The following is a 24,382-nucleotide window of genomic DNA, read 5'->3' on the forward strand; positions in this document are numbered from 1 at the left end:
TCTGACGGTTTCCCCGCCATGTCGGAATCACTGTTGCCATGCAACGTCGACAATCAAGGAGGGGCTCATGACAGCTCTGCACACATTCCTCACCACCCCGTTCCTCGGTACCAGCGCCTGGTTGTGGCTGGTCTTCCTGACCATCGTCATCGGCCTGCTGGTGCTCGACCTGGGCGTGCTGCACCGCGAAGACCGCGAAATCGAAATGCGTGAGAGCCTGCTGTTGTATTCAGGCTATTTCAGCGTCGGCGTGCTGTTCGGCGTGTGGGTCTGGCATGAACTGGGCGCGCAGTCGGCGCTGGAGTTCTACACGGGCTTCCTGGTCGAACAGTCGCTGTCGATGGACAATGTGTTCGTCATGGCGATGATCTTCAGCTTCTTCGCCATCCCGCGTCGCTACCAGCACCGGGTGCTGTTCTGGGGCATCCTCGGGGTAGTGTTCCTGCGCGCGATCATGATCGGCGTAGGCGCAGCGCTGGTGCAGAACTTCGAGTGGGTGCTGTACCTCTTCGGCGCCTTCCTGCTGTTCACCGGGGTGAAGATGGCCCTGTCGAAGGAAGACAGCCACCCCGACCTTGCCAACAACCCGGTGATCCGCTTCGTGCGCCGGCACATGCGGGTAACCGACCAGATCCACGGCGCGCATTTCTTCGTGCGCCTGACCCCGCCCGGCCAGAGCAAGGCGCTGCGCTATGCCACCCCGCTGTTCCTGGCGCTGGTGCTGATCGAGCTGGCCGACCTGGTGTTCGCCGTCGACAGCGTGCCGGCGATCTTCGCCATCACCCAGGACCCCTTCATCGTCTACACCTCGAACATCTTCGCCATCCTCGGCCTGCGCTCGCTGTACTTCGCCCTGGCCGCGCTGATGCACCGGTTCGTCTACCTGAAGTACGCCCTGGCACTGGTCTTGATCTTCATCGGCTGCAAGATCTTCTACCACGGCTTGGTGGGCAAGGTGCCTGCGCTGCTGTCGCTGGGGGTGACCTTCGGTTTGCTGCTGGGTGGGGTGCTGCTGTCGCTGTTCAAGACGCGGCGCGATCCGCCGCCCGTTGAGCCACTTGCCGAGGAACGGGTTGCCGGTGAGGTGGAAACGGTCGATAGGAAGAAGGACCCGCACCTACTGTAAAGGCGGGCCTACCTCGCCAGAGACACTTATCGACCTGAGGCCGTACCCCGTGCCTTGGCCATCGCCGCCAAGCGCACGGCGACATTCGCCGCCCCATACCCCGCATACCCACCCTGGCGTTGCAGGATCTCGAAGAAGAACCGACCCTCGAACGGTTCCGTATACACATGGAACAGCTCGCCGCCCTGGGCATCGCGGTCGTACAGCACGTTGTAATAGGCCAGCTCGCTGAGGAACTCGTCGTCGAAATCGAAGCGCGCCGCCAGGTCGTCGTAGTAGTTCAGCGGGATTTCCAGCAGCGGCACGCCCGCCTCCTTGGCACGGTTCACCTCGCGGAAGATCTCGTCGCACTCGAAGGCCACATGGTGCACGCCAGAGCCACGATAGCTGGAGAGCGCATGGGCGATCGCTGTGTTGCGGCTCTGCGAAATGTTCAGTGGCAGGCGCACGCTGGCACACGGGCTGCGCAAGGCGCGGCTCTTGACCAGGCCGTAAGGGTCGGGCAGCACCACTTCGTCGTCGGCGGCAAAATCGAACAGGCTCTTGTAGAACAGCACCCAGTTGTCCAGGGCCTCGGCCGGCAGCGCCAGGGCCATGTGGTCGATGCGCTTGAGGCCACCCGTGGCCGATGCGCCCGGGCCGAGGTGGAAGTCGTTGTCGTAGAGGGTCTTCCCGGCGCCAGCCTGCTGCACCAGGTAGATCAGACTGCCGTCCGGCGCACGCACGGCAGGCACCTCTCGCTCATTAGGCCCGACCAGCCCACGGAACGGCTGGCCACGGTAGGCGATGGCGCGCTGCAACGCGGCCTGGGCATCGTCGACGCGCAAGGCCGTGGCGCACAGCGACGGGCCGTGGGCTTCGAAGAAGTTGTGGGCGAAGGAGTACGGCTCGGCATTGAGCACCAGGTTGATGTCACCCTGGCGCAGCAGGCGCACGGCCTTGCTGCGGTGTTGGCCGACTTCGTCGAAGCCAAGGCGCGTGAGCCAGTCGCCCAGGCGTGCGCCGAGCACCTCGTCGACGGCGAACTCAAGGAACTCCACACCGTCGTAGCGGCTGGCGGCTGGCGGCTCGAACAGCACCCCCGGCGCCACTGATCTTGCCTGCCCAGCCAGTTGCAGGCGGGTCTTCTCTTCCAGGTACAACAGCGAGCGCAAGCCGTCGGCAGCCGTCTGCCGCGGGGGCGCGGCGCGAAAGCCATCGTTGAAGATCTCAAGCGACAGCGGACCGCGGTAACCGCGTTGCAGAATCGGCGCGAGGAACCCAGGCAGGTCCAGCTCACCCTGCCCGGGGAAGCAGCGGAAATGCCGGCTCCACTCCAGTACGTCCATCGCTAGCACTGGCGCGTCGGCCATCTGCACGAAGAAGATCTTCTCCCCCGGAATGTCACGAATACCGCGTGGGTCACCGTTCAGCGACAACGTATGGAAGCTGTCGAGGATCACCCCCAGCGCTGGGTGATCGGCCTGGCGCACCAATTGCCACACCTGCTGCCAGGTGTTGACGTGCCGGCCCCAGGCCAGCGCCTCGTAACCGATACGGACCGCGTGCTGGCCGGCGTGCTCGGCGAGCAGGCGCAAATCGTCCACCAGCAGCTGTTCATCGCCCAAGGCGTCGACCTGCACATTGCTGCACACCAGCACCAGGTCCGTGCCGAGTTCGTGCATCAGCTCGAACTTGCGCTGCGCGCGGTCGAGGTTCTTCTGCAAGCGGTCGCGGCGGCAACCCTCGAAATCACGAAACGGCTGGAACAAGGTGATGGCCAGCCCCAGGTCGGCACACCTCTGGCGGATTTCCCGAGGGCTGCCGGCGTGGTGGAGCAAGTCGTTCTCGAAGATCTCGACGCCGTCGAAGCCGGCGGCGGCGATGGCGTGGAGTTTTTCCGGCAGGGTACCGCTCAAGGACACGGTGGCGATAGAACGCTGCATGGTGGGTTTCCTTGTTCTTGTCGCAGGAAGGGACGATGGCAGGATCGATTATTCGCAGGTAAAGTGGACCCGGCAATGCACTTTGTACGAAATAGTTAGTTTGCGTTCGATAATCGAACCAAACCCGCCAGCGTGAATTGCCTGCGCCATAATCCCTGGGCAACCATGGATTCCGTCACCACCGACCGGACCGCACCCTGCCTTGCGGCAGGTCCGCGGCGGCGACCGCCATCCGACAATCAACAAGAACAACGGAGACACCATGGCCCACTCCTCCCAAGCCAAGAAAGCCACCGCCAGCGGGTGGATAGGCTCGGCCCTCGAGTACTACGACTTCTTCATCTACGCCCAAGCCGCCGCGCTGATCTTCCCGCAGATCTTCTTCCCCTCCACCGACCCGAAAATGGCCATCATCGCCTCGTTGGCGACCTACGGCGTCGGTTACCTGGCCCGCCCGGTCGGCGCCTTGGTGCTCGGCCACTGGGGTGATACCCGCGGGCGCAAGAACGTGCTGCTGCTGTGCATGTTCCTGATGGGCCTGTCGACCATGGCCGTGGGCCTGCTGCCCACTTATCACGACATTGGCCTGCTGGCCCCGGCCTTGCTGGTGCTGCTGCGCCTGGTCCAGGGCTTCGCCGTGGCCGGCGAGATCTCCGGGGCCAGCTCGATGATCATGGAGCATGCCCCGTTCGGCCGCCGTGGCTACTACGCCAGCTATACCTTGCAGGGCGTGCAGGCCGGTCAGGTAATGGCCGCGGCAGTGTTCCTGCCACTGGCCTACTTCATGCCCAGCGAAGCGTTCAACGACTGGGGCTGGCGCATTCCATTCCTGATGAGCGCGCTGGTGCTGGTAGCCGGTTTCATCATCCGCAAGGAGGTGCACGAGACCCCGGCGTTCGTCCAGGAAGAGAAACAGGACAACGTGGCCAAGTCGCCGATCAGCGAGGCCTTGCGCTACAGCTGGAAGAGCATGGTGCTGGTGATGTTCATGGCGCTGATGAACGTGATCCCGGTGGTCGCCACCATCTTCGGCGCGGCCTACGCGGTGCAGCCGGCCTATGGCATCGGCTTCGACAAGAGTGTGTATTTGTGGATTCCGGTGGTGGGCAACATCGTCGCGGTGCTGGTGATCCCCTTCGTCGGCAACCTCTCGGACAAGATCGGCCGACGCCCAACCATGATCGCCGGCTGCCTGGGCTCAGGGCTGCTGGCATTCGTCTACCTGTACGCGATCAGCATCCAGAACGTGCCGCTGGCCTTCGCCGCCTCGATCATGATGTGGGGCATGGTCTACCAGGGCTACAACGCGGTGTTCCCAAGTTTCTACCCAGAGCTGTTCCACACCCGCTACCGGGTGTCGGCGATGGCCATTGCGCAGAACATCGGGACCATGCTCACGGCGATGCTGCCGGCGCTGTTCGCGGCGGTGGCGCCACCGGGGTCGGAGAACATCTGGCTGGTGGTCGGCGCACTGGCGTTCTGCATCACCTGCGTGTGCGCGCTGGCGGCGTACCTGGCGCCGGAGACGCACCGGCTGGCGATGGAGGATTTGGGCAACCCAGATGCCACACCGATGGAAAAGGCCGCCTACGAGGCCAGCCGCAAGGGCCAGGTGCAGGCGGTGAGCCATTGACATAGCGGTGCTGCCATCGCGGGGCAAGCCGGCCCAAGGCTTCGCATTCCCCTGTAGCAGCGGCCTTGCCCCGCGATTGCGGTTGCCTGCCCTACTCCGCCACCACGGCCTGCAACCGCTGCCACAACCGCTCCACATCCCTGCGCTCGGTGGGCAGCGCGCCCACCGACACCCGCACCATCCAGCGCCCGCTCAGGGTCGCGGGCGTCACGTAGGCGTCCCCCGAGGCGTTGAGCCGCTCGGCCCAGGCCTTGGTGTGCGCATCCAGCGCCTCGCCTTGCAAGCCGGCGGGGCGATGCTGCAAACACAGGGTCTGCAACGGCACCGGCGCCAGCAACGTCCAATCCTCACTGGCCTCGACCTGCGCGGCCAGCCAGCGGGCGTTGTCGAGGTCTCGGCGCAGGCGTTGCTGCAACGCCTCCACGCCTTCACTGCGCAACATGAACCACAGCTTCAGCGCGCGGAAACGCCGCCCGAGGGGAATGCCCCAGTCACGCAGGTTCTTCACCTCGCCATCGACCGATGATTGCAGGTAGCTGGGGTTGGTGCTCATCACCCGAATCAGGTGCTGCGGGTCACGCACGTAGTAGATCGAGCAATCGAAGGCCACGCCCAGCCACTTGTGAGCGTTGACCACCACCGAGTCGGCCAGCTCGATGCCCTCCCACATCCAGCGGCATTCCGGCAGGATCATCGCTGAACCGGCCATGGCCGAGTCGACGTGCAGCCACAGCCCCGCCGCCTGGGCGATCTCACCCACCGGGCGCAGCGGGTCGAGCGCCGTGGTGGCGGTGGTGCCGGTAGTGGCGACGACCGCACACGGCTGGTTGCCCGCGGCCAAGTCTTGCGCGATGGCCGCCTGCAGGGCCTCGGGAATCATGGCGAAGCGTTCGTCGGTGGGGATCTGGCGAATGTTGTCGCGGCCGAAGCCGGCCAGCAGCGCGGCCTTGTCCACCGAGCTGTGGGCGTGGGCGCTGACGTACACCACCAGCGGCTTGTCCTGGGCCTGCAGGCCGCCACGGGCCAAGGCGTAGCCGGTGGCCCGCTCGCGGGCGCAGATCAACGCCACCAGGGTGCTGGTCGAGGCGGTGTCCTGGATCACGCCGCTCCATTGCTCGGAAAGACCCAACAGCTGGCGCAGCCAGTCTAGGGTGGTTTCCTCCAGCTCGCTCAGCGCCGGGCTGGACTGCCAGGACAGGCCGAGCACGCCAAGGCCGGTGCTGAGGAAGTCGCCCAGCACCGACGACAGGGTGCCGTTGGAGGGGAAATAGCCATAGAAGTCCGGGTGCTGCCAGTGCGACAGGCCGGGCATCACCAGCGTGGAGACGTCGTCGAGGATCGCGTCGAAGGCTTCGCCCTGCTGCGGTGCGGCGGCGGGCAAGGCAGCCTTGAGGTAGCCCGGTTCGACCTGGGCCATGACCGGGCGCTCGGCGACGGTCTGGCGGTAGTCGGCGATCAGGTCGATCAGTTGGTGGCCGTATTGGCGGAATTGTTCCGGGGTCACGGGGGTGGGCTCCTGGGGTTGCGGTGTCGGGGCGGGCCCTATCGCGGGGCAAGCCCGCTCCCCAGGTACAGCGCTGTATTTGTGAGAGCGGGCTTGCCCCACGATAGGGCCAGTACTGCCACCCAGTCTAGGCAGCCCCACCCGAACGAAGAACCCCGCCACACGCATAGCTGCTATGGCGAAGACGCATGCCCCCCATGCACCCCGAACGGCGACTGGCGCCACAACTCGAACACCCGGTTGCGCAACCAGCGGTGCTCCGCCGACGCCTGCAAACGCTGGTGCCACACGACCCAATAACGCTGGCTGTGCTCGATGAACCCCAACGGCCGCCAGGCCAGCCCATGCAACCGGCTCAACTGCCGGGCAATGTGCTCGGGCACGGTGGCCAGGGCCTGACCATTGCCGACCACCTGCACCATGGCGCTGAAGAACGGCACCTGCAAACTCATGCGTCGCTGCAGGCCCTGGGCACGCAAGTGACGGTCGATGAAGCTGTCCTTGTCACCGCCACCGGAAACGCGCACGTGCTTGTAGGCCAGGTAGTCGTCCTGGCTGATCGCCGCGCAGGCGGTCAGCGGGTGGTCGCCGCGCATCAGGCACACGGCACCGTCCTCGCCAAGCAGGCGGCCGTGCAGGTTGGGCGGCGACTCGTCGAACAACGTGGTGGCCAGGTCGATCTCGCCGCTGGCCAGCAAGGCGTATTGCCCGGCCTGCCAGGTGCGGTACTCCAGGGACACGCCGGGGGCCTCGCGCTCCAGGGCTGCCACCAGGTCGGGCAGCATGTGCTCGGCCACGTAGTCCGAGGCCGCCAGGCAGAAGCGCCGTTCGCAGCGCGCTGGGTCGAACGCCGCTGGCTGGCGCAAGGCACTGAGTTCGTCGAGCACCTGGCGCAGCGGTTCCACCAGCGCTTCGGCGTGCTCGCTGAGCACGTAGCCGCGGCCCTGGCGCACCAGCAGCGGGTCATCGAAGGCCTCGCGCAGGTGGGCCAGCTGGCGGCTCAACGCAGATTGGCTGCAACCCAGGCGCTCGGCGGCGTGGCTGAGGTTCTTCAGTTGCAGGAGGGTGTCGAGGGTGCGCAGGTGGGCGAGGCTGAGGGAGGCGAAGGTGGGCGTCATGAGGCGGCCTGCGGTGGAGGGGTTGAGGGCCTCATCGCAGGGCAAGCCCGCGCCTACAGGTTCACCGCTGGTTTCAAGAGCAGCGCTGTGCCTATGGGAACGGGCTTGCCACGCGATTGGGCCGCAGCGCGGCCCCGCACGAGACGATCAGTCAGTCAGGCCAACGTAGACGTTCTGTACGTCGTCGTTCTCGTCGATGGCTTCCAGGAACGCCTCGACCTCGGCCAGCGCCTCGGCACTCAGGCTCGCGGCGCTCACCGGGTTCTTCGGGGTGTAGCCGATCTTCGCCGAGGTGACGGTGAAGCCCTGCTCCGGCAGCGCCTTCTGCACCGCGTCCAGGTCGGTGGTGTCGGTGATGAACAGGGTCGAACCCGCTTCCTCGCCTTCCTCGAAGTCCTGGGCGCCGGCTTCGATGGCGGCCATCTCCGGGTCGGCCTCGGCGCTGGCCGGGGTGGCCTCGATCAGGCCAACGTGGTTGAAGTCCCAGGCCACCGAGCCGCTGGTGCCGAGCTGGCCCTTGCGTTTGTTGAACACGTTGCGGATCTCGGCAACGGTGCGGTTGACGTTGTCGGTCAAGCACTCGACGATCACGGGCACCTGGTGCGGAGCGAAGCCTTCGTAGCTGACGGCCTGGTACTGCACGGCATCGCCGTCCAGGCCCGCGCCCTTGCGGATCGCGCGTTCCAGGGTCTCGCGGGTCATCGAGGCCTTCTTGGCCTGCTCCACCGCCAGGCGCAGGCGCGGGTTCATGTCCGGGTCGGCGCCGGATTTGGCGGCGATCTGAATTTCCTTGGCCAGCTTGCCCATGATCTTGCCTTTGGCATTGGCTGCGGCTTCTTTATGCTTGGCTTTCCACTGTGCGCCCATGTCGACTCTCTTTGTTTCAGCGGCCGGTTCAGGAAGCGACCGGCCAAAAGTGGGGAGAGTTTATACGCCCTTGGGCGAGTGTTCGACAACAAATCGCGCGGCCTCTTCGCAGGCTTGCCGGCGACAGGGCCCGCGCAAGCAACCTCAGTAATCGAACCGATCCACCGCCCGTCGCCGCTCATTGTCATCGCGCCGGTCGTAACCGGCCGTGGTCTGGATGTTGGCGTGGTGTGCCAGCTTCTGCGCGATCGACAGGTCATGCTCCTCGATCACCCGGGTGATGAACGCGCGGCGGAAATCATGGGGCATGATCTTCGCCCCCACCTGCGCGCCCCGCTGGCGGGCGATGTAGTAGATCGCATGCTTGGTGATCCGCGCCCGTGTGATGTGGTTGCCGCGACGGATGCGGTTGAACAGGAAGCCATCGTCCGCCGCCCCTTCCGGCAACTGCGCGCGGCGCAAGTCGAGCCAGGCCTGGAGCTTGTCGAAGGCCCACGCCGGCGCGTACTTGACCAGTTGGCGGTTGCCCTTGCCCAGCACCTGCAGGCTGCGCGCCTGGAAATCCACCTGGGCCAGGTCGATGTCGACCGACTCGGACTTGCGCATGCCGGTGCCATACAACAACGCGATGATCGCCGCATCGCGCACGCCCTGGGGACGCGGGTCGGCGGCGCAGACGTCCATCAGCTCACGGATCAGGCTGCGGCGCAGGTTGCGCCCCGGTGGCAGGCGGCTGCCACTGGCTGGCTTGACATCGCGGATCTGCAACAGCCGCTCGTGGTCGATCAGGCCCTGGCGCCAGGCCTCGTTCATCACCCCACGCACCGCATTGACGTACAACGAGGAGGTGTTCGGCGCGTAGCCATCGGCACGCAGCACCGCGACCAGGGCGATGACGTGGCCGGGTTCGAGCCGGTGCCAAGGCACCTCGGCGATGTCGCAGTCGACGAAGCCCAGGCGGTCGGCGGCATCCTGGAGGATGTAGCGCATGGTCAGTTGGCTCGACGGCGCCAGGCGGGCGAGGTATTGCAGCAGCGGGTTGTGCAGAGGGTCGGTCAAAACAACGGTTCCCAGCGTGAAACGACATGCAGACTCGGCGCCATCACCTTGATACCAAAGATTTTTGGCATGGCGCCGAGGGGCATGTTACCCCATCTGCCGGGCGGCGATCACAATCGCCAGTCGAGGCTCACCATCAGCGTGCGCGGCTCGCCGTAGTACACGCCGTTGTAGAAGCCCAGGTTGTTGTAGTAGTGCTCGTCGAACAGGTTCTTGACGTTGAGCGACGCCGACAGGTGCTCGTCGAATTGGTAGCGGCCCATCAGCCCGACCACCGAGAAGGCGCGCTGGCTCATCTCGTCGCTGGCGGTCACCACCTGGCCATCGGCGTTGCGCCCCACCGGGCGATTGCCGGCACCGAAGGTGTTGCTTTGCCAGTCCAGGGTGCCGCCCACGGTAAGTTTGGGCAGCAGCGTGTAGGTGGTCGAGAAGCGCACCAGGTTGAGCGGCTGGTTGGTGTCCTTGCGGGTCTTGTCGCCACGGGCGGCGTGGGTGTAGCTGTAGCCCAGGCTCATGTGCCAGTCGTCGGTCAGCTCGCCGGCCAGCTCCGCCTCGAAGCCCTCGACCACCACGCCCTTGCCGCCGGACCTGTAGTACTGCTCGCCATTGGGGCCGCGCGGCACCGAGTCGTCGATCTCCGGCACGTTGTCCTGCTTGCTGCGGAACACCGCGGTGCTGAGGTTGGCGCGCTCATCGAACAGGCTGCCCTTCAGGCCCGCCTCGTAAACCTTGCCGACGATGGGTTCGAGGTACTTGTCGCTGACGTCCTTGACCGTTTGCGGGTTGAAGATGTCGGTGTAGCTGGCATAGACGGTGTACTGCTCGGTCAGGTCGTAGAGCACCCCGGCGTAAGGGGTCCACTGGTCGTTCTGGGTCTGCTCGCTGCGACTGCTGCGAGAAAGGTTGAGATTATTGTCGTAACTCCATGACTTACTTTCGCTTTTCCAACTTCCGTAGCGACTGCCGATGACGAAGTGCAGGCGGTCGGTGGGGTTCAGCCGAGTGGCGATATAGCCGGCCTTCTGCTGGGTGCTCGAGCGCGAGGCATCGAGCCCGGTGTCGTAGTCGAAGAACTTGGGAATGCCGCCCATGGACTTCCAGTCGCGGATCACCGAGTAGTTGGCCGGGTCGACACGGCCAGCGAAATACGGCGACTGGTTGCGCCGTTCCGACACCCCGTAGCCGGCCATGAAGTCATGGCGACGACCGAACAGGCTGTAAGGCCCGGCCACGTTGAAATCCAGGGCGTCCATCTTCTCCACCCCGGCGAAGTGGCTGGTCCAGGCGTTCATGCCGCTGCGGTCGGCCTCGGGGAAGCCGTTGCCGGCGTAGTACACCTTGCCGTCGCTGTCGCTTTGGCGATGCGTGTAGGCGGCTTTGAGCAGCCAGTCGCCACCCAACTGCTGGTCGAGGGTGACGAAGGCGGTCTGGTCCTTCAGCGGCCAGGACGACCACGGCGTGGCCAGGTTGGTCGAGCGCGGCAGGTTGGCCTTGCTGCCGTCGGCGTTCCAGTATGGCACGGTGCCCCAAGTGGAGCCCTGCACGTGCTTGTTCTGGTAGTCATAGCCCACCGCCAGCACCGTGCTGTCGGTGAGGTCGGCCTCGAGAATGCCGTAGGCCACCTCGCGCTGGCTGGCATAGTTGTTCATGTGCGATTTGCTGTCGCGGTAGGCCAGCACCGTGCGCCCCCGCAGGCGCCCTTCCCAGCCCAGCGGGCCGCCGACGTCAAGGTAGCTGTGGTAGTTGTCGAAGGTGCCGGCGCTGGCCCCGGTGCGCACCGCCAGCTCATGGGTCGGGCGCTTGCGCACCATGGCGATGGTCCCGGACGGGTCACCGGCCCCGGTGGTGAGGCCGGTGGCGCCGCGCACCACCTCGATGCGGTCGTAGATGAGGGTGTCGGAGTCGGACTTGAGCCCCGAGAAGGTGTTGAGCATCCCATCGATCTGGAAGTTGTTGATCGAGAAGCCGCGCGAATAGTAGTTCGGCCGCTCCGAGTCGTTGCGCTGCACGGTGACGCCGGTGACGTGGGCCATGGCCTCGGACAAGGTGTCGAGCTGGAAGTCGTCGAGCTGCTGGCGGGTGAGCACCGAGACCGATTGCGGGGTGTCCTTGATCGACAGGTTAAGGCGTGTGGCGGCGCTCATGCTGCCAGTGGTGTAGGCACCGGTGTTTTCGGTCGTGCTGCCCAGGCCCTGGGCGAGGATTTCGGTGGAGCCGAGTTCCAGTACACCGCCCTCGGGCCTGGTTTCGGCCTGTTCGGCCAGGCCGGGCTGGCTGATGACGGTGGCGCACAGACCCAGGGTGAGGGTCATGGAACGGCTGATGGGCGCGAACATCGCTGCCTTTCTCCTTGTTCGTTTCGATGAATGTCCTTTGGGCTGCCGGGTGGCGGCAGTCATATGAAAACGAATCTCGGATGGGAATCGTTATCGATATGTCATCGAAACGTAAAAAAGGACGGGGGGAAGACCGTCCTTTTTGGGTGGAGCTGGCGGCCCTATCGCGATCCGACTTGCCCCGCGATAGGGCCGGCACATCCCTTACGGCATCACCGGCGGCACGTACTGCAACGTCGTCCCCAACGCCCACAGCAGCACCAGCACCAGCGGCACGTGCACCAGCAACTGCACGAACGAGAAGCCGATCAGGTCACGCGCCTTCAACCCCAGCACACCCAGCAGCGGCAGCATGTAGAACGGGTTGATCAGGTTCGGCAGCGCCTCGGCGGCGTTGTAGATCTGCACCGCCCAGCCCAGGTGGTACTGCAGGTCATTGGCCACCAGCATCACGTAGGGCGCCTCGATGATCCACTTGCCACCGCCGGAGGGAATGAAGAAGCCCAGCACCGCCGAGTACACGCCCATCAGCAAGGCATAGGTGTCGTGGGTGGCGATCTGGGTGAAGAACACCGAGATATGGTGCGCCAGGGTCTGCGCATCAGCGCCCTTGACCTGGGTCAGGATGGCAGCGATCGAGCCATACAGCGGGAACTGGATGAGCACCCCGGTCGTGGTCGGCACGGCGCGGCTGACCGCATCGAGGAAGCTGCGCGGGCGCCAGTGCAGCAGGGCACCGAGCATGATGAACAACAGGTTGTAGGTGTTCAGCCCGGAAATGGCGGTGATCGCAGGCTTGGTGGCGAACTCCTGGTACAGCCAGCCAGCGGCCAGGGCGACCAGCAGCAGGATGAGGATCGGGCTGTACTCCAGCCACTCGCCCGGGCGGGTGCGCTGCGGCGATGGCGGCGCCGTGAAGCTGGGGTCCACGCCGCAGTCCTGGGCGCTGCGCGCGCTGTTCGGGCCAGGGGCGGTGGCGTAGGCGACGACCAGCGAGACCACCACCAGCGCGGCGAGCATCACCCCCGACTGCCAGAGGAAGATGGTCTCGGTGAACGGAATCACCCCAGTGATCGACAGGATCGACGGCGGCAGGCTGGCCGGGTTGGCCTGCAACTGCGCGGCCGACGACGACAGGCCCAGCGCCCACACCGCGCCCAGGCCCAGGTAGGCCGCAGCGCCCGCGGCGCGGTAGTCCATCTTGAGGTCGGTTCGACGGGCCAGGGCGCGCACCAACAGGCCGCCGAACACCAGCGACAGGCCCCAGTTGAGCAAGGACGCGAGCATGGAGATCAGCGCCACCCAACACACCGCCGAGCGGCCGTTCTTCGGCAGGCGTGCCAGGCGGTCGATCAGCCGCGCCGCGGGTGGCGAGCTGGCGACCACGTAGCCGCCGATGACCACGAAAGCCATCTGCATGGTGAAGGGGATCAGGCTCCAGAAACCATCACCGAAGGCCTTGGCGGTGTCGGTCGGCTTGGCGCCCATGGCCAGGGCACCAACGCAAACGATCACCACGGCGAGCGCGGCGAACACCCAGGAGTCGGGGAACCAGCGTTCGGCCCAGTTGGAGCAGCGCAAGGCGAAGCGCGCGGAGCGGCTGTCTTGGATATCAGCGGCCACAGTGTTTTCCTTTTTTGGTTTTATTGGTGGATGTTGCTTTTCGAACAAACGCAAAAACCCTGTGGGAGCGGGCTTGCCCCGCGATAGCGCCCGGCCTGGCAACATCAATGCCAGGTCGGGCGCTATCGCGGGGCAAGCCCGCTGCCACAGGGTCGAGGCAGCGTTTTAGAAGGTCATTTCCTTCACATCGTCCGGCACGATCAGCTTGCCGGCGGTCTTCTCGACGATTTCCTCGACGCTCACCCCGGGTGCGGTCTCACGCAGGATGAAGGCGCCGTTCTCGATCTCCAGGTAAGCAAGGTCGGTCAGTACCTTGCGGATGCAGCCGGCGCCGGTCAGCGGCAGGCTGCAGCGCGGCAGCAACTTGGACTCGCCGTCCTTGGAGGCGTGGGTCATGGTGACGATGATGTTCTCGGCGCCGGCCACCAGGTCCATGGCGCCGCCCATGCCCTTGACCAGCTTGCCGGGGATCATCCACGAGGCGATGTTGCCCTCCACATCCACCTCGAAGGCACCGAGCACGGTGAGGTCGACGTGGCCGCCACGGATCATGGCGAAGGATTGCGCCGAGTCGAAGATCGACGCGCCCCGACGGGCGGTGACGGTCTGCTTGCCGGCGTTGATCATGTCGGCGTCGAGGGTGCTCTCGGTGGGGAATTCACCCATGCCGAGCAGGCCGTTCTCCGATTGCAGCATCACGTCCATGTCGGCGGGCACGTAGTTGGCCACCAGGGTCGGGATGCCGATGCCAAGGTTGACGTAGTAGCCGTCCTTCAGTTCACGGGCGACGCGTTGTGCCATCTGTTCGCGGGTCAGTGCCATGGTCAGGATCTCTTTGTTGTTCTGTGGACGGCGCTCAGGCCTTGACGGTGCGCTTCTCGATGCGCTTCTCGAAGGTGCCGACGATGACCCGGTCGACGAAGATGCCCGGGGTGTGGATCTCGCTGGGCAGCAGCACGCCCGGTTCGACGATCTCCTCCACTTCGACCACGGTGATCTTGCCGGCGGTGGCGGCCAGCGGGTTGAAGTTCTGCGCGGTGTTGCGGTACACCACGTTGCCGTAGTGGTCGGCCTTCCAGCCCTTGACGATGGCGAAGTCGCCGGTGATCGACTCTTCGAGGATGTACTTGCGGCCGTTGAACTCGCGCACTTCCTTGCCGTCGGCGACCGGGGTGCCGTAGCCGGTGGCGGTGTAGAAGGCCGGAATGCCAGCGCCGCCGGCACGCATCTTCTCGGCGAGGGTGCCTTGCGGGGTCAACTCGACCTCCAGCTCGCCGCTGAGCAGTTGGCGTTCGAACTCGGCGTTCTCGCCGACGTAGGAGGCGACCATCTTGCGGATCTGTCGGTCTTCGAGCAGCACGCCCAGGCCGAAGCCGTCGACGCCGCAGTTGTTCGACACCACGGTCAGGCCCTTGACGCCACGGCGCTTGATCTCGGCGATGAGGTTCTCGGGGATGCCGCACAGGCCAAAGCCGCCGGCCAGTACCGTCATGTTGTCGGTCAGGCCTGCGAGGGCCTCTTCATAGGTTGCTACGCGCTTGTCCAGTCCGGCCATGCTGATCCGCCTTTGTAGTTGTTTGAGCGTGTGGAGGCATCTTCACCGCTGGCGACTGATTTGTTAATTTTGTTTTCGTCATCGATTGATAACTTTTGCAAAACAACCGCTGGGGATGCCATGAACGTCAAGCAGCTGCGCGCCTTCGTCACCGTCGCCCGCTACCAGAGCTTCGCCCAGGCGGGCGAACACCTGCACATTTCCCAACCGGCGCTGAGCCTGACCATCAAGGCCCTGGAGGACAACCTCGGCGGCGCCCTGCTCACCCGCACCACCCGCAGCGTCAGCCTGACCTCCGAGGGCGAGGTGCTGCTGCCGTTGGCCCGGCGCCTGCTGGCCGACTGGGACGACACCGAGGAAATGCTGCGCCAGCGCTTCACCTTGCAACTGGGGCGGGTGTCGGTGGCGGCCATGCCGGCCTTCGCCGGCAACCTGCTGCCGCAGTCGCTGAAGGTGTTCCGCCAGCGCTACCCGCGGGTCAACGTCACGGTGCACGACGTGATCAACGAGCAGGTGCTGGAACTGGTGCGCCACCGCCGCGTCGAACTGGGCATTGGCTTCGAGCCGGAGAACGGCGAGGCGCTACGCTTTCACCCGCTGTACCTGGACCGTTTCGTCGCCGTGGTGCCGGCTGATTCGCCGCTGGCGCGCCAATCCCAGGTGACCTGGCGCGAGCTGCTGGCCGAAGATTTCATCGCCCTGCAACGCCCGTCCGCCGTGCGCCTGCTGCTGGAGCAGCACCTGGCTGCCGAGCACGGCAAGCTGACGGTGGCGTTCGAGAGCCACCAGTTGTCCACGGTCGGGCGCATGGTCGCCAATGGCTTGGGCGTGAGCGCGGTGCCGGCGCTGTGCATCAACCAGATGCAGGAGCTGGGCGCACGCTGCGTGGCGCTGGTCGAGCCGACCGTGGAGCGACGCATCGGTGTCATGGCCCTGGCCGAGCACAAGCTGTCGACCGCGGCCCAGGCCCTGCTCGACGTACTGCTTTCCCATACCCATTCCCCGGAGGTGACATGCGTGAAGTGAAACTGGCAGGTTGCAGCGTCCCGGCCATTGGCCAGGGCACCTGGTATATGGGCGAAGAGCCTTCGCGCCGGGCCGCCGAGGTGGCCGCCTTGCAGGAAGGCATCGAACTGGGCATGCGCCTGATCGACACCGCCGAGATGTATGCCGAGGGCGGCGCCGAGTCGGTGGTCGGCCAGGCGCTGGTCGGACGCCGTGAGCGGGTGTTCCTGGTCAGCAAGGTCTACCCGCACAACGCCAGCCAGCGCGGCGTGCCTGCGGCCTGCGAGCGCAGCCTCAAGCGCCTGGGCACCGACTGCATCGACCTGTACCTGCTGCACTGGCGCGGGCAGTACCCGCTTGAGGAAACCGTCGAAGCGTTCGAGCGCCTGCGCGAGCAGGGCAAGATCCGCCACTGGGGCGTGTCCAACTTCGATGTGGACGACCTGCGCGAGCTGGGCGATGTCGGCTGCGCGACCAACCAGGTGCTGTACAACCCGGCCGAGCGGGGTATCGAGTTCGACCTGTTGCCCTTCAGCCGCGCGCAGCGGATACCGACCATTGCCTACTGCCCGCTGGCCCAGGCCGGGCGGCTGCTGCGCCACCCGGTGCTGGCTGAAATCGCCGCACGGCATGGTGTGACGCCGGCGCAGGTAAGCCTGGCGTGGGTGACGCGCGAGGCGGATGTGATCGCCATTCCCAAGGCGGTGAGCCCGATGCATGTACGGCTGAATGCGACGGCCGGCGGGTTGCTGTTGACCGAGGAGGACCTGCGGGCGATCGACCAGGCCTTCACCGCGCCGACGCGCAAGCAGCGATTGGCGATGGTGTGAATGTGGGGCAAGCCAGCGCCAAGAACAGCGCGGTCCTTGTAGGAGCGCGCTTGCCCCGCGATTAGGCCAGCCGCCTCACTGAAAATCCCGACTCCTGACATCCAGCCCGTGCAACAACGGGCTGATGTCCTCCAACCGCCGCGCAATCAGGTGCCTCACCCCACTCTCCTGCTCCAGCCGCCCGCTGACCTTGAGCAACTGCGCCCCCACCAACACCCGCCGCTGGCGCTCGGCCAGGTCACGCCAGACCACCACGTTGAGCATTCCATGCTCGTCCTCCAGGGTGACGAAGGTCACCCCGCTGGCCGTCTGTGGCCGCTGCCGCCCAACCACGATGCCGGCCACCGCGATACTGTCGCCATGGCCCACCCCCGCCAGCTCGCTGGAACTGCGACAACCCAGCGCCCGCAAGCGTGAGCGCAGCAGGGTCAGCGGGTGCGGGCCGAGCGTGGTGCCAGTGGTGGCGTAGTCCGCGAACAGATCCTCGCCCACGGTCGGTGGCGGCAACCTCACCTCGGCCTCTGGCGCGGCGTCGACCTGGGCGAACAGGGGCAACTGCGCCTGCACCGCCGCCACCTGCCAACGCGCCTGGTGACGGTCGCGGGCCAGGCCGCGCAAGGCACCGGCATCGGCCAGGCGGGTGCGGGCCCGGCTGTCCAGGCCCGCGCGCAGGCACAGGTCCTCGACGTCGCGCCACGGCCGTTGCGCCCGGGCCTGCTCCAGGCGCCGGGCATCGGCCTCGTTGAACCCACGGATCTGCCGCAACCCCAGGCGAATGGCCAGGGCGCCCTCGCCCACCGGCTCCAGGGTGCAATCCCAGGCGCTGTGCAGCACATCCACCGGGCGCACCTCGATGCCCTGGCGGCGGGCCTCCTGCAACAACTGGTCGGGGCTGTAGAACCCCATCGGCCAGCTGTTGACCAACGCGCAGGTGAAGATCGCCGGCTCATGGCACTTCAACCAACTGCTGGCGTAGCACAACAAGGCGAAGCTGGCGGCGTGGGATTCGGGGAACCCGTAGCTGCCAAAGCCCTTGATCTGCTCGAAGATGCGCTCGGCGAAAGCCAGCTCGTAGCCGTTGCGCAGCATCCCGGTGAGCAAGCGCTCGCGGTGCGGCTCAAGGCCGCCATGGCGCTTCCAGGCAGCCATGCTGCGGCGCAACTGGTCGGCCTCGCCCGGGGTGTAGTCGGCGGCGACCATGGCCAGTTCCATCACCTGCTCCTGGAACAGCGGCACGCCCAGGGTGCGATGGAACACCGCCTTGAGCTTGTCCGAGGGGTAGGTCACCGGCTCCTGCTTCAGGCGCCGACGCAGGTACGGGTGGACCATGTCGCCCTGGATCGGCCCTGGCCGCACGATCGCCACCTCGATCACCAGGTCGTAGAACTTCTGCGGTTTGAGCCGGGGCAGCATGGCCATCTGCGCCCGCGACTCGATCTGGAACACGCCCATGGTCTCGGCGCGGCTGATCATGTCGTAGGTGGGTTTGTCGTCGGCGGGAATGCTCGCCAGGGTGAGGTGCCGGCCACGGTGCAGGGCGAGCAGGTCGAAGCAGCGGCGCAAGGCGCTGAGCATCCCCAGGGCGAGCACGTCGACCTTGAGCAGGCCGACCATGTCCAGGTCGTCCTTGTCCCACTGGATCACCGTGCGTTCGGGCATGGCGGCATTCTCCACCGGCACCAACTGGTGCAGCGGCTGTTCGGAAATCACGAAGCCACCGGGGTGCTGCGACAAATGCCGGGGAAAGCCGATCAGCTCGCCGGCCAGCACCAGGATGCGCCGCAGCGACGGGCTCTGCGCGTCGAAGCCGGCCTCGGCCAGGCGTTCGGCGTCGGGGATACGGTCGCTCCAGCGCCCACAGCACTTGGCCAGGGCATCCACCTGGTCGGCCGGCAGCCCCAGTACCCGGGCCACGTCGCGCACGGCGCCAGCTGCGTGGTAGGTGCTGACCACCGCGGTGAGCGCGGCGCGGTGCCGGCCATAGCGGCGGAACACGTACTGGATCACTTCCTCGCGGCGGTCGTGCTCGAAGTCCACGTCGATGTCCGGGGGCTCGTTGCGCTCGCGTGACAGGAAGCGCTCGAACAGCAGGTGGTGCAGCGTCGGATCGAGTTCGGTGATGCCCAGCACGTAGCACACCACCGAGTTGGCCGCCGAGCCGCGGCCCTGGCAGAGGATGCCCTGGCGGCGGGCGAAGTCGACGATGTCGTGCACGGTGAGAAAGTAGCTTTCGTAGCCCAGCTCTTCGATCAGCGCCAGTTCGCGGGCCAGGGTGCCCAGCACCTCGGTGCTCGCGCCCTGGGGCCAGCGTTCGGGCAGCTTGGCCTGGCACAGGTGGCGCAGCCAACTGGCCGGGTCGTGGCCTTCGGGCACCAGCTCGCGAGGGTACTGGTACCTCAACTCGCCCAGGTCGAACCGACAGCGCCCGGCAATGGCCAGGGTCTCGGCCAGCAGGTCGGCCGGGTACAGCCCGGCCAACTGCTCGCGCGGGCGCAGGTGGCGCTCGCCGTTGGGGTACAGGTGTGCGCCCGCCTCGGCCACGTTGCAGTGCTGGCGGATCGCGGTCATGCAATCCTGCAGGGCTCGGCGGCCACGGCTGTGCATGTGCACGTCGCCGCAGGCCACGGCGCGGATGCCGAGTCGCCCGGCCAGGGTGCGCAGGCGTTGCAGGTACGCCGCGTCGTCGCTGCCCCGGTGCAGGTGCACCGCCAGCCACAAGCGCTCGCCGAACAGCGCCTGCAACCCCGGGCCATGGTTCGGATCGTCGACGACCCACAGTGCCAGCAGGCCCTGGTGGTGGGCTTGAAGGTCCTCGGCAAGCAACTGGTAGGCGCCCTTCCCGGCCCGGCGCCGGGCGCGGGTGACCAGCGCGCAGAGGTTCTGGTAGCCGACCAGGTCCTCGACCAGCAGCACCAGCTTGGGACCCTCTTGCACGCGCACTTCGCTACCGACGATCAGGCGCAGGCCCTGGGCCTTGGCCGCCTGCCAGGCACGCACGATACCGGCCAGGGTGCATTCGTCGGTGATCGCCAGGGCCGTGTAGCCCTGAGCCTTGGCCCGCACGAACAGCTCGTCGGCACTGGAGGCGCCGCGTTGGAAGCTGAAGTTCGACAGGCAATGCAGCTCGGCGTAGTCGGGCAGGCTCATGCGAACCACCCCTGCAACCACAGCGTGCCGGGTTGCGCGAGGTCTTCGTAGGCCCAACCGCGCAGGCCCTCGCGGGTTTCGATGCGGTAGTAGTCGCGGCGCACGTCGCCGCCATCCCACCATCCCGACTCGATGCGCTCGGCCTGGCCCAACCGACGCGACTCGCCGCCGGCCAGGGCTTGCGGCTGGCTCAACAACCAGCCGGGGCGGCTGCCCGGTGCAACCAGCAGGCTTGGCAGGGTGCCCTGCTCGACCGACCGCGAGGCGTGTTCGGGGCGATGGTCGGCAGCGGCGCACACCCCCTTGACCGCCTCGTCGCCCAGGCGCGCGCGCAAGCGCTCACGCAGCTGCTCCCAGGGCTGGGCCTGCTGCGCACGCGGGTCGAACAGCGCCCGGTGCTGGGGGACGAACGCAGGCAAGTCCTCGGCCAATAGGCGCAGGTTACGCACCGGCGCACGAATACTCAGCGGCTCCAGGCGCCCACGGGCCAGTTCGAAGAGCAGCGCCGGGTCGCGCTCGGCGGCCAACAGACCGACCTCGAGCACGGTGTCCGCCCCCTCGGCATGCTCCAGGTGCAGCGCGAAGCGTTGCACGCCACAGTCGCGCCCCGCGAGAAAGGCCGCCAGGTCGTTGAGCAAGCGGCGCAGAGGAAACAGCAACGCCTGGTGCGATTCGACGTCGAAGTTCAGCTCCAGGCGCGACTCGAAACGGTCGGGTGGCTGGTAGAACGCCAGGCCCAAGGTGCGTAGACCGAGCAGTTGATCCAGGTGCAACTGCACCTGCGCGGGAAACCGCCGAGCCAAGGCATCGCGTGGCAGGGCCAGCGCCTCGCCCAAGCGCCGCAACCCCATGCGCGCGAAGGCCTCGGCGCTTTCGGGTGGCAAACCGACACGCCCCAGGGGCATGCCCACCAGGGCCGTGCGAGTCTGCTCGGGGCAGGTCGCGGCCAAGCCGTCATGGCCATTGGCGAGCATCCGCGCCGCCACCGGGTTGCTGGCCAGGACGATACGGTGGCGCAACCCCAGCGCATCGAGCTCCTCGCGCAAACGTGCTTCGAACACGGGCCAGGGGCCGAACAGTTGCAGGCTGGAGCCCACCTCCATCAGCAAGGCGCGTGGGTAATGCAGGCTCACCTGGGCACTGAAGCGATAGGCCCAGGCGGCGAGCAACTGCTGCACCTGCTCAAGACGCGCGGGGTCGACCTCGACACAGGTGAAGCCATCGGCCAGGGCACGGGCTGCGGTGAGCCGCTGCCCGGCGCGCAGGCCAAGCGCCGCAGCGGCGGGGTTGACGGCTTGCAACAGCCGCCGCTGGCTCGGGCCATTGACCAGCACCAAGGGCGATTCGGCGTCGGCGCGCCCGCGCAGGACGGTGTCCAGCGCCAACTGCGGCAGCAGGATGCAGGCCCAAAGCATGGCGCATCAGCCCCGCTCGGGGCAGGCGATGGGCGTGGCCGGCGCCAGCCCGCCACGGCACTTGAGCACCCGCCACTGGGCCGGGCGGGCATCGATGGCGATGCGCAGGGCGGCCGGTGACGGGTTGCGCACTGCCTGCTGCGGGCGACAGGCAAAGGCCAGGGCCTCACCGGTTTCGGCAGCCACCTGCAAGCGACGCAAGGCGCGATCGTCGGCGCGCGCCGGCCAGCACAACACCGCCGCGCAACTGCCTGAGCGCAGGCACTGCTCGGCCGCCCACAAAGCTTCGTCGGGGCCGGCGTCGACTTGCGCCAGCCAACGCAAGTCGACACCCGCCGCCTGCCAGGCCGGGGCATAGGGCATGAACGGCGGCGCCACCAACACCACCCGCCCTGCCCCGCGAGTCAGCCGCGCCAGGCTCGGCCACAGCAGTTGCAACTCACCGCAGCCCGGGCTGGCCAGCAGCAGTTCGCTGAGCGCCGCAGCTGGCCAGCCGCCATCGGGCAGGCGTTCATCCAGGGCCGCGTGGCCTGTGGGTTGCAGCCCTTGCGGGCGCACCTGGGCCTGCCGCCCGCGCCATACCTGGCGCTGGTCGAGCAGCCGGTCGAGGTCGATCACCGCGCCCATCAGTCACGCCTCAGCAAGCCACAGAACACGCCCTCGATGAAGAACTCGCGCTCTGGGCCCACGTCGATCGGCGCATAGGCCGGGTTGCGCGGCAGCAGGCGGTAACCACCGGGGCGGCGTTGCAGGCGCTTGATGGTCACCTCGCCATCGAGCCGGGCAACGATGATCTGGCCATCACGTGCCTCGCCCTGCTGGCGGATGCCGACCAGGTCGCCGTCGAAGATGCCATCGTCGACCATCGAGTCGCCACGCACCTTGAGCAGGTAGTCGGGGGTGCGGCGGAACAGGCTGGGGTCGAGCAGCAATTGTTCGTGGATGCCCAGGTCAGGGCCAATCGGCGCACCGGCCGCGACCTGGCCGAGCACGGGGATTTCGAGGATTTCCGGGCGGCGCAGTGGCTCGGCCAGGCGGATGCCCCGCGCCTGGTTGGGCGTGACCTCGATGAAGCCGGCCGCGCACAAGGCGGTGATGTGCTTGCGCGCCACGCTGCGCGAGGCGAAACCGAAGCGTTCGGCGATGTCGGCCAGGCTGGGGGGCTGGCCGTGGTCGGCGATGCGCGCCCGGATGAAGTCGAGAATGGCGCGGCGTTTGGGGGTCAAGGTATCCATGGAGCACATTTGTACTCTTTTGCGGAAACACTGAACAGCCCCCTTCGTCGACAAGTTTGGCTATGATGCGGCTGAAACGTTTCCCTGAAACCCGTGAGCCTGGATGCCCCGATGCTGACTGCCCTGCTGTTCGACCTCGATGGAACCCTGACCGACACCGACACCCTGCACCTGCAAGCCTTCCGCAAGCTGCTGCACGACCACGATGGCCGCGAACTGAGCCAGGCGCAGTTCAATGCCCAGGTCAGCGGCCGCTCCAACACCCTGCTGTTCGCCGACCTGTTCCCCGAGGCCGACGCGGCCCAACGCCAGGCCTTGGCCGAGCACAAGGAAGCGCTGTTCCGCGACCTGTCGCCCACCCTTGAGCCCATGCCTGGCCTGCTGCGCCTGCTGGACCACGCCGAGCGCCACGGCATCGGCAAATGCGTAGTGACCAACGCCCCACGCCTGAACGCCGAGCACATGCTCACGGCCATGGGCGTGACCGCGCGTTTCGGCCATGTGCTGGTGTCCGACGAACTGGCTCGCCCCAAGCCCGACCCACTGCCCTATCTCACCGGCCTGCAACGCCTCGAGGCCAAGGCCAGCGAGGCCCTGGCCTTCGAGGACTCGCTGCCAGGGGTCAAGGCCGCCGCCGATGCCGGCATCTTCACCGTGGCCCTGGCCACCACGCAGACCGCCGAACGCCTGATCGAAGCCGGGGCGCAACTGGTGATCGACGACTACAACGACCCACGGCTGTGGGCGTTGATCGAGCGGATGCAGGCCTGAGTCAACGCCGCCGGTAGCTCTTGTTGCCAGCGGGCGTCAGGCAGTACACCCCACCTCGCGGTCCAGTGCAGTAGCTGCCGCTGCCACATGCGCAGCCCACGTCGCTGGCACGCAGCGGTTGTACGGCTGGGCGCGCACTGCGGATGCCCAGGGTGGCACTGCAACTCTTCTTCGAAGCGCTGATCGACCCGTCGTTGCACAGGAACACATCGCCGTCACAACCGGCGATGCCGCCCTTGCGACCGGAACAGGGGGTGTTGGCGGCCTGGGCCGAGGTGCTGGCCAGCAACAGGGCCAGCAGCGGCACCGACAGGCAGCGCCAGGAAAGGAACGACATGCGAACACACTCCTTGTGATTGATGGCGAAATGCTATCAGCGAGTCGCACGACCTGCCCACCGTTCGTCGATTCGACAGGCGCGCCTGTCGAATCCACCGCGTGCAGCTCGACCATTGGCTGAATCCCTCAGTGTGGAGTCAGCACCATGAACACTTCCAGTCAGGGCCACCCCGTGGCCACACGCGCCCAGTGGCTGGCCGCCCGGCGCCAGTTGTGGCTGCATGAGAAGGCCTTCACCCACCAGCGCGACGAGCTGTCGGCGGCCCGCAGTGCGTTGCCCTGGGTAAAGGTCGAGCAGGACTACCGCTTCCACGGCGCCGAAGGCGAACTGGGCCTTGCCGAGTTATTCGCCGGGCGCAGTCAGCTGCTGGTCTATCACTTCATGTTCGCCGAGGGTTGGAGCGAAGGCTGCCCGGGTTGCTCGTTCCTGGCCGACCATTTCGACGGCGCCAACCTGCACCTGGCTCACCATGACGTGACCCTGGTGGCAGTGTCACGGGCGGCGTTCGAGGCGTTCCAGGCGTTTCGCAAGCGCATGGGCTGGCGGTTCCCCTGGTATTCGTCGCAGGGGTCGCGGTTCAACGAAGATTTCGGGGTCAGCATGGCTGCCGAGGGGGGTGGGGAATACAACTATGAACCCTACGCCGGCGATGAGAGCGAACTGCCGGGGTTGAGCGCGTTCTACCGCGATGGCACGGGGGCGGTGTATCACACCTACTCCACCTATGCGCGGGGGTTGGACATCCTGGTCGGGGCGTACAATTTCCTGGATATCGCCCCCCTGGGACGCAATGAGGACGGGACCATGGATTGGGTGCGCCACCATGACCGGTATGACGGCGCAGAGGGGCAAGCGCATTGTTGCAAAGGGTAGCGGGCAACCTGTGCCGACCC

Annotated in this window: 20 protein-coding genes; 6 read left to right on the forward strand and 14 right to left on the reverse strand. The window is 66.6% G+C overall.

All coding sequences use genetic code 11. The features are described 5' to 3' along the window. The first annotated feature begins 67 nt into the window (after positions 1–67). Positions 68–1,126: a TerC family protein gene (locus tag P0Y43_RS15055; protein WP_275638053.1), complete on the forward strand. Its 1,059-nt coding sequence runs from the start codon at positions 68–70 to the stop codon at positions 1,124–1,126. Between the two features lie 26 nt (positions 1,127–1,152). On the opposite strand, the gene quiC is transcribed toward P0Y43_RS15055, so the two are convergent. Beyond that, positions 1,153–3,051 (reverse strand): 3-dehydroshikimate dehydratase QuiC, encoded by a 1,899-nt coding sequence (gene quiC, locus P0Y43_RS15060; protein ID WP_275638054.1) that lies wholly within the window; start codon positions 3,049–3,051, stop codon positions 1,153–1,155. A gap of 262 nt (positions 3,052–3,313) precedes the next feature. Between quiC and P0Y43_RS15065 the strand changes: the two genes are divergently transcribed. Then, on the forward strand, positions 3,314–4,684 hold the full coding sequence (locus tag P0Y43_RS15065; RefSeq protein WP_275638055.1) for an MFS transporter: 1,371 nt from the start codon (positions 3,314–3,316) through the stop codon (positions 4,682–4,684). Positions 4,685–4,775: 91 nt separating this feature from the next. Here the strand turns inward: P0Y43_RS15065 and P0Y43_RS15070 are convergent, their stop codons facing one another. The 8 genes from P0Y43_RS15070 to P0Y43_RS15105 all read right to left on the reverse strand — a co-directional run bounded on the left by P0Y43_RS15070 (position 4,776) and on the right by P0Y43_RS15105 (position 14,746). After that, positions 4,776–6,188 (reverse strand): DOPA decarboxylase, encoded by a 1,413-nt coding sequence (locus P0Y43_RS15070; RefSeq protein ID WP_275638056.1) that lies wholly within the window; start codon positions 6,186–6,188, stop codon positions 4,776–4,778. Between the two features lie 173 nt (positions 6,189–6,361). After that, entirely contained in the window at positions 6,362–7,306 is a 945-nt protein-coding gene (locus tag P0Y43_RS15075) for a LysR family transcriptional regulator (RefSeq protein ID WP_275638057.1), read from the reverse strand. Positions 7,307–7,453: 147 nt separating this feature from the next. Continuing rightward, the gene (locus tag P0Y43_RS15080; protein WP_275638058.1) at positions 7,454–8,173 is read right to left on the reverse strand and encodes a YebC/PmpR family DNA-binding transcriptional regulator; all 720 of its coding nucleotides are present in this window, start codon (positions 8,171–8,173) and stop codon (positions 7,454–7,456) included. 144 nt (positions 8,174–8,317) lie between these two features. After that, complete coding sequence (locus tag P0Y43_RS15085; RefSeq protein WP_275638059.1) at positions 8,318–9,232, reverse strand: site-specific integrase; 915 nt, start codon at positions 9,230–9,232, stop codon at positions 8,318–8,320. A gap of 110 nt (positions 9,233–9,342) precedes the next feature. Then, positions 9,343–11,568, reverse strand: coding sequence for a TonB-dependent siderophore receptor (locus P0Y43_RS15090; protein ID WP_275638060.1), 2,226 nt, complete (start codon positions 11,566–11,568; stop codon positions 9,343–9,345). Between the two features lie 204 nt (positions 11,569–11,772). Then, positions 11,773–13,191: a short-chain fatty acid transporter gene (locus P0Y43_RS15095; RefSeq protein WP_275638061.1), complete on the reverse strand. Its 1,419-nt coding sequence runs from the start codon at positions 13,189–13,191 to the stop codon at positions 11,773–11,775. Between the two features lie 165 nt (positions 13,192–13,356). Next, positions 13,357–14,013, reverse strand: a complete 657-nt coding sequence (locus tag P0Y43_RS15100) for a CoA transferase subunit B (RefSeq protein ID WP_275638062.1) — start codon at positions 14,011–14,013, stop codon at positions 13,357–13,359. Positions 14,014–14,047: 34 nt separating this feature from the next. Beyond that, on the reverse strand, positions 14,048–14,746 hold the full coding sequence (locus tag P0Y43_RS15105) for a CoA transferase subunit A (RefSeq protein WP_275638063.1): 699 nt from the start codon (positions 14,744–14,746) through the stop codon (positions 14,048–14,050). A gap of 120 nt (positions 14,747–14,866) precedes the next feature. Between P0Y43_RS15105 and P0Y43_RS15110 the strand changes: the two genes are divergently transcribed. After that, positions 14,867–15,772, forward strand: coding sequence for a LysR family transcriptional regulator (locus P0Y43_RS15110; RefSeq protein ID WP_275638064.1), 906 nt, complete (start codon positions 14,867–14,869; stop codon positions 15,770–15,772). Continuing rightward, positions 15,760–16,581: an aldo/keto reductase gene (locus P0Y43_RS15115; RefSeq protein ID WP_275638065.1), complete on the forward strand. Its 822-nt coding sequence runs from the start codon at positions 15,760–15,762 to the stop codon at positions 16,579–16,581. The genes P0Y43_RS15110 and P0Y43_RS15115 overlap by 13 nt, the downstream gene beginning before the upstream one ends. 75 nt (positions 16,582–16,656) lie before the next feature. On the opposite strand, the gene P0Y43_RS15120 is transcribed toward P0Y43_RS15115, so the two are convergent. From P0Y43_RS15120 to lexA, 4 genes are read right to left on the reverse strand one after another with little or no spacing between them, the layout of a single operon-like run. Continuing rightward, positions 16,657–19,728 carry an error-prone DNA polymerase gene (locus P0Y43_RS15120; RefSeq protein WP_275638066.1) on the reverse strand — a complete coding sequence of 1,024 codons (3,072 nt, stop codon included), beginning with the start codon at positions 19,726–19,728 and terminating at the stop codon, positions 16,657–16,659. Continuing rightward, a complete protein-coding gene (locus P0Y43_RS15125) occupies positions 19,725–21,143 on the reverse strand; it encodes a Y-family DNA polymerase (RefSeq protein WP_275638067.1) in 1,419 nt (472 codons plus the stop codon). Before P0Y43_RS15125 ends, P0Y43_RS15120 begins: the two co-directional genes overlap by 4 nt. A gap of 6 nt (positions 21,144–21,149) precedes the next feature. Then, positions 21,150–21,770, reverse strand: a complete 621-nt coding sequence (imuA, locus tag P0Y43_RS15130; protein ID WP_275638068.1) for a translesion DNA synthesis-associated protein ImuA — start codon at positions 21,768–21,770, stop codon at positions 21,150–21,152. Next, complete coding sequence (lexA, locus tag P0Y43_RS15135) at positions 21,770–22,387, reverse strand: transcriptional repressor LexA (protein WP_275638069.1); 618 nt, start codon at positions 22,385–22,387, stop codon at positions 21,770–21,772. Before lexA ends, imuA begins: the two co-directional genes overlap by 1 nt. A gap of 102 nt (positions 22,388–22,489) precedes the next feature. Here lexA and P0Y43_RS15140 point away from each other — a divergent pair, with 102 nt between their 5' ends. Beyond that, positions 22,490–23,149 (forward strand): HAD family hydrolase, encoded by a 660-nt coding sequence (locus P0Y43_RS15140; protein WP_275638070.1) that lies wholly within the window; start codon positions 22,490–22,492, stop codon positions 23,147–23,149. Position 23,150: 1 nt separating this feature from the next. Here the strand turns inward: P0Y43_RS15140 and P0Y43_RS15145 are convergent, their stop codons facing one another. After that, complete coding sequence (locus P0Y43_RS15145; protein ID WP_275638071.1) at positions 23,151–23,486, reverse strand: hypothetical protein; 336 nt, start codon at positions 23,484–23,486, stop codon at positions 23,151–23,153. 147 nt (positions 23,487–23,633) lie between these two features. Between P0Y43_RS15145 and P0Y43_RS15150 the strand changes: the two genes are divergently transcribed. Continuing rightward, complete coding sequence (locus P0Y43_RS15150) at positions 23,634–24,362, forward strand: DUF899 domain-containing protein (protein ID WP_275638072.1); 729 nt, start codon at positions 23,634–23,636, stop codon at positions 24,360–24,362. Positions 24,363–24,382: the final 20 nt, after the last annotated feature.

It is taken from the genome of Pseudomonas entomophila (assembly GCF_029193575.1).
Lineage (GTDB): Bacteria > Pseudomonadota > Gammaproteobacteria > Pseudomonadales > Pseudomonadaceae > Aquipseudomonas > Aquipseudomonas entomophila_G.

Coding starts and splice junctions, on each gene's coding strand:
- P0Y43_RS15075 (WP_275638057.1), bottom strand. CDS start 7,306: ATGACGCCCACCTTCGCCTCCCTCAGCCTCGCCCACCTGCGCACCCTC.
- quiC (WP_275638054.1), bottom strand. CDS start 3,051: ATGCAGCGTTCTATCGCCACCGTGTCCTTGAGCGGTACCCTGCCGGAA.
- P0Y43_RS15145 (WP_275638071.1), bottom strand. CDS start 23,486: ATGTCGTTCCTTTCCTGGCGCTGCCTGTCGGTGCCGCTGCTGGCCCTG.
- P0Y43_RS15090 (WP_275638060.1), bottom strand. CDS start 11,568: ATGTTCGCGCCCATCAGCCGTTCCATGACCCTCACCCTGGGTCTGTGC.
- P0Y43_RS15080 (WP_275638058.1), bottom strand. CDS start 8,173: ATGGGCGCACAGTGGAAAGCCAAGCATAAAGAAGCCGCAGCCAATGCC.
- lexA (WP_275638069.1), bottom strand. CDS start 22,387: ATGTGCTCCATGGATACCTTGACCCCCAAACGCCGCGCCATTCTCGAC.
- P0Y43_RS15120 (WP_275638066.1), bottom strand. CDS start 19,728: ATGAGCCTGCCCGACTACGCCGAGCTGCATTGCCTGTCGAACTTCAGC.
- imuA (WP_275638068.1), bottom strand. CDS start 21,770: ATGGGCGCGGTGATCGACCTCGACCGGCTGCTCGACCAGCGCCAGGTA.
- P0Y43_RS15065 (WP_275638055.1), top strand. CDS start 3,314: ATGGCCCACTCCTCCCAAGCCAAGAAAGCCACCGCCAGCGGGTGGATA.
- P0Y43_RS15115 (WP_275638065.1), top strand. CDS start 15,760: ATGCGTGAAGTGAAACTGGCAGGTTGCAGCGTCCCGGCCATTGGCCAG.
- P0Y43_RS15140 (WP_275638070.1), top strand. CDS start 22,490: ATGCTGACTGCCCTGCTGTTCGACCTCGATGGAACCCTGACCGACACC.
- P0Y43_RS15055 (WP_275638053.1), top strand. CDS start 68: ATGACAGCTCTGCACACATTCCTCACCACCCCGTTCCTCGGTACCAGC.
- P0Y43_RS15125 (WP_275638067.1), bottom strand. CDS start 21,143: ATGCTTTGGGCCTGCATCCTGCTGCCGCAGTTGGCGCTGGACACCGTC.
- P0Y43_RS15100 (WP_275638062.1), bottom strand. CDS start 14,013: ATGGCACTGACCCGCGAACAGATGGCACAACGCGTCGCCCGTGAACTG.
- P0Y43_RS15150 (WP_275638072.1), top strand. CDS start 23,634: ATGAACACTTCCAGTCAGGGCCACCCCGTGGCCACACGCGCCCAGTGG.
- P0Y43_RS15110 (WP_275638064.1), top strand. CDS start 14,867: ATGAACGTCAAGCAGCTGCGCGCCTTCGTCACCGTCGCCCGCTACCAG.
- P0Y43_RS15105 (WP_275638063.1), bottom strand. CDS start 14,746: ATGGCCGGACTGGACAAGCGCGTAGCAACCTATGAAGAGGCCCTCGCA.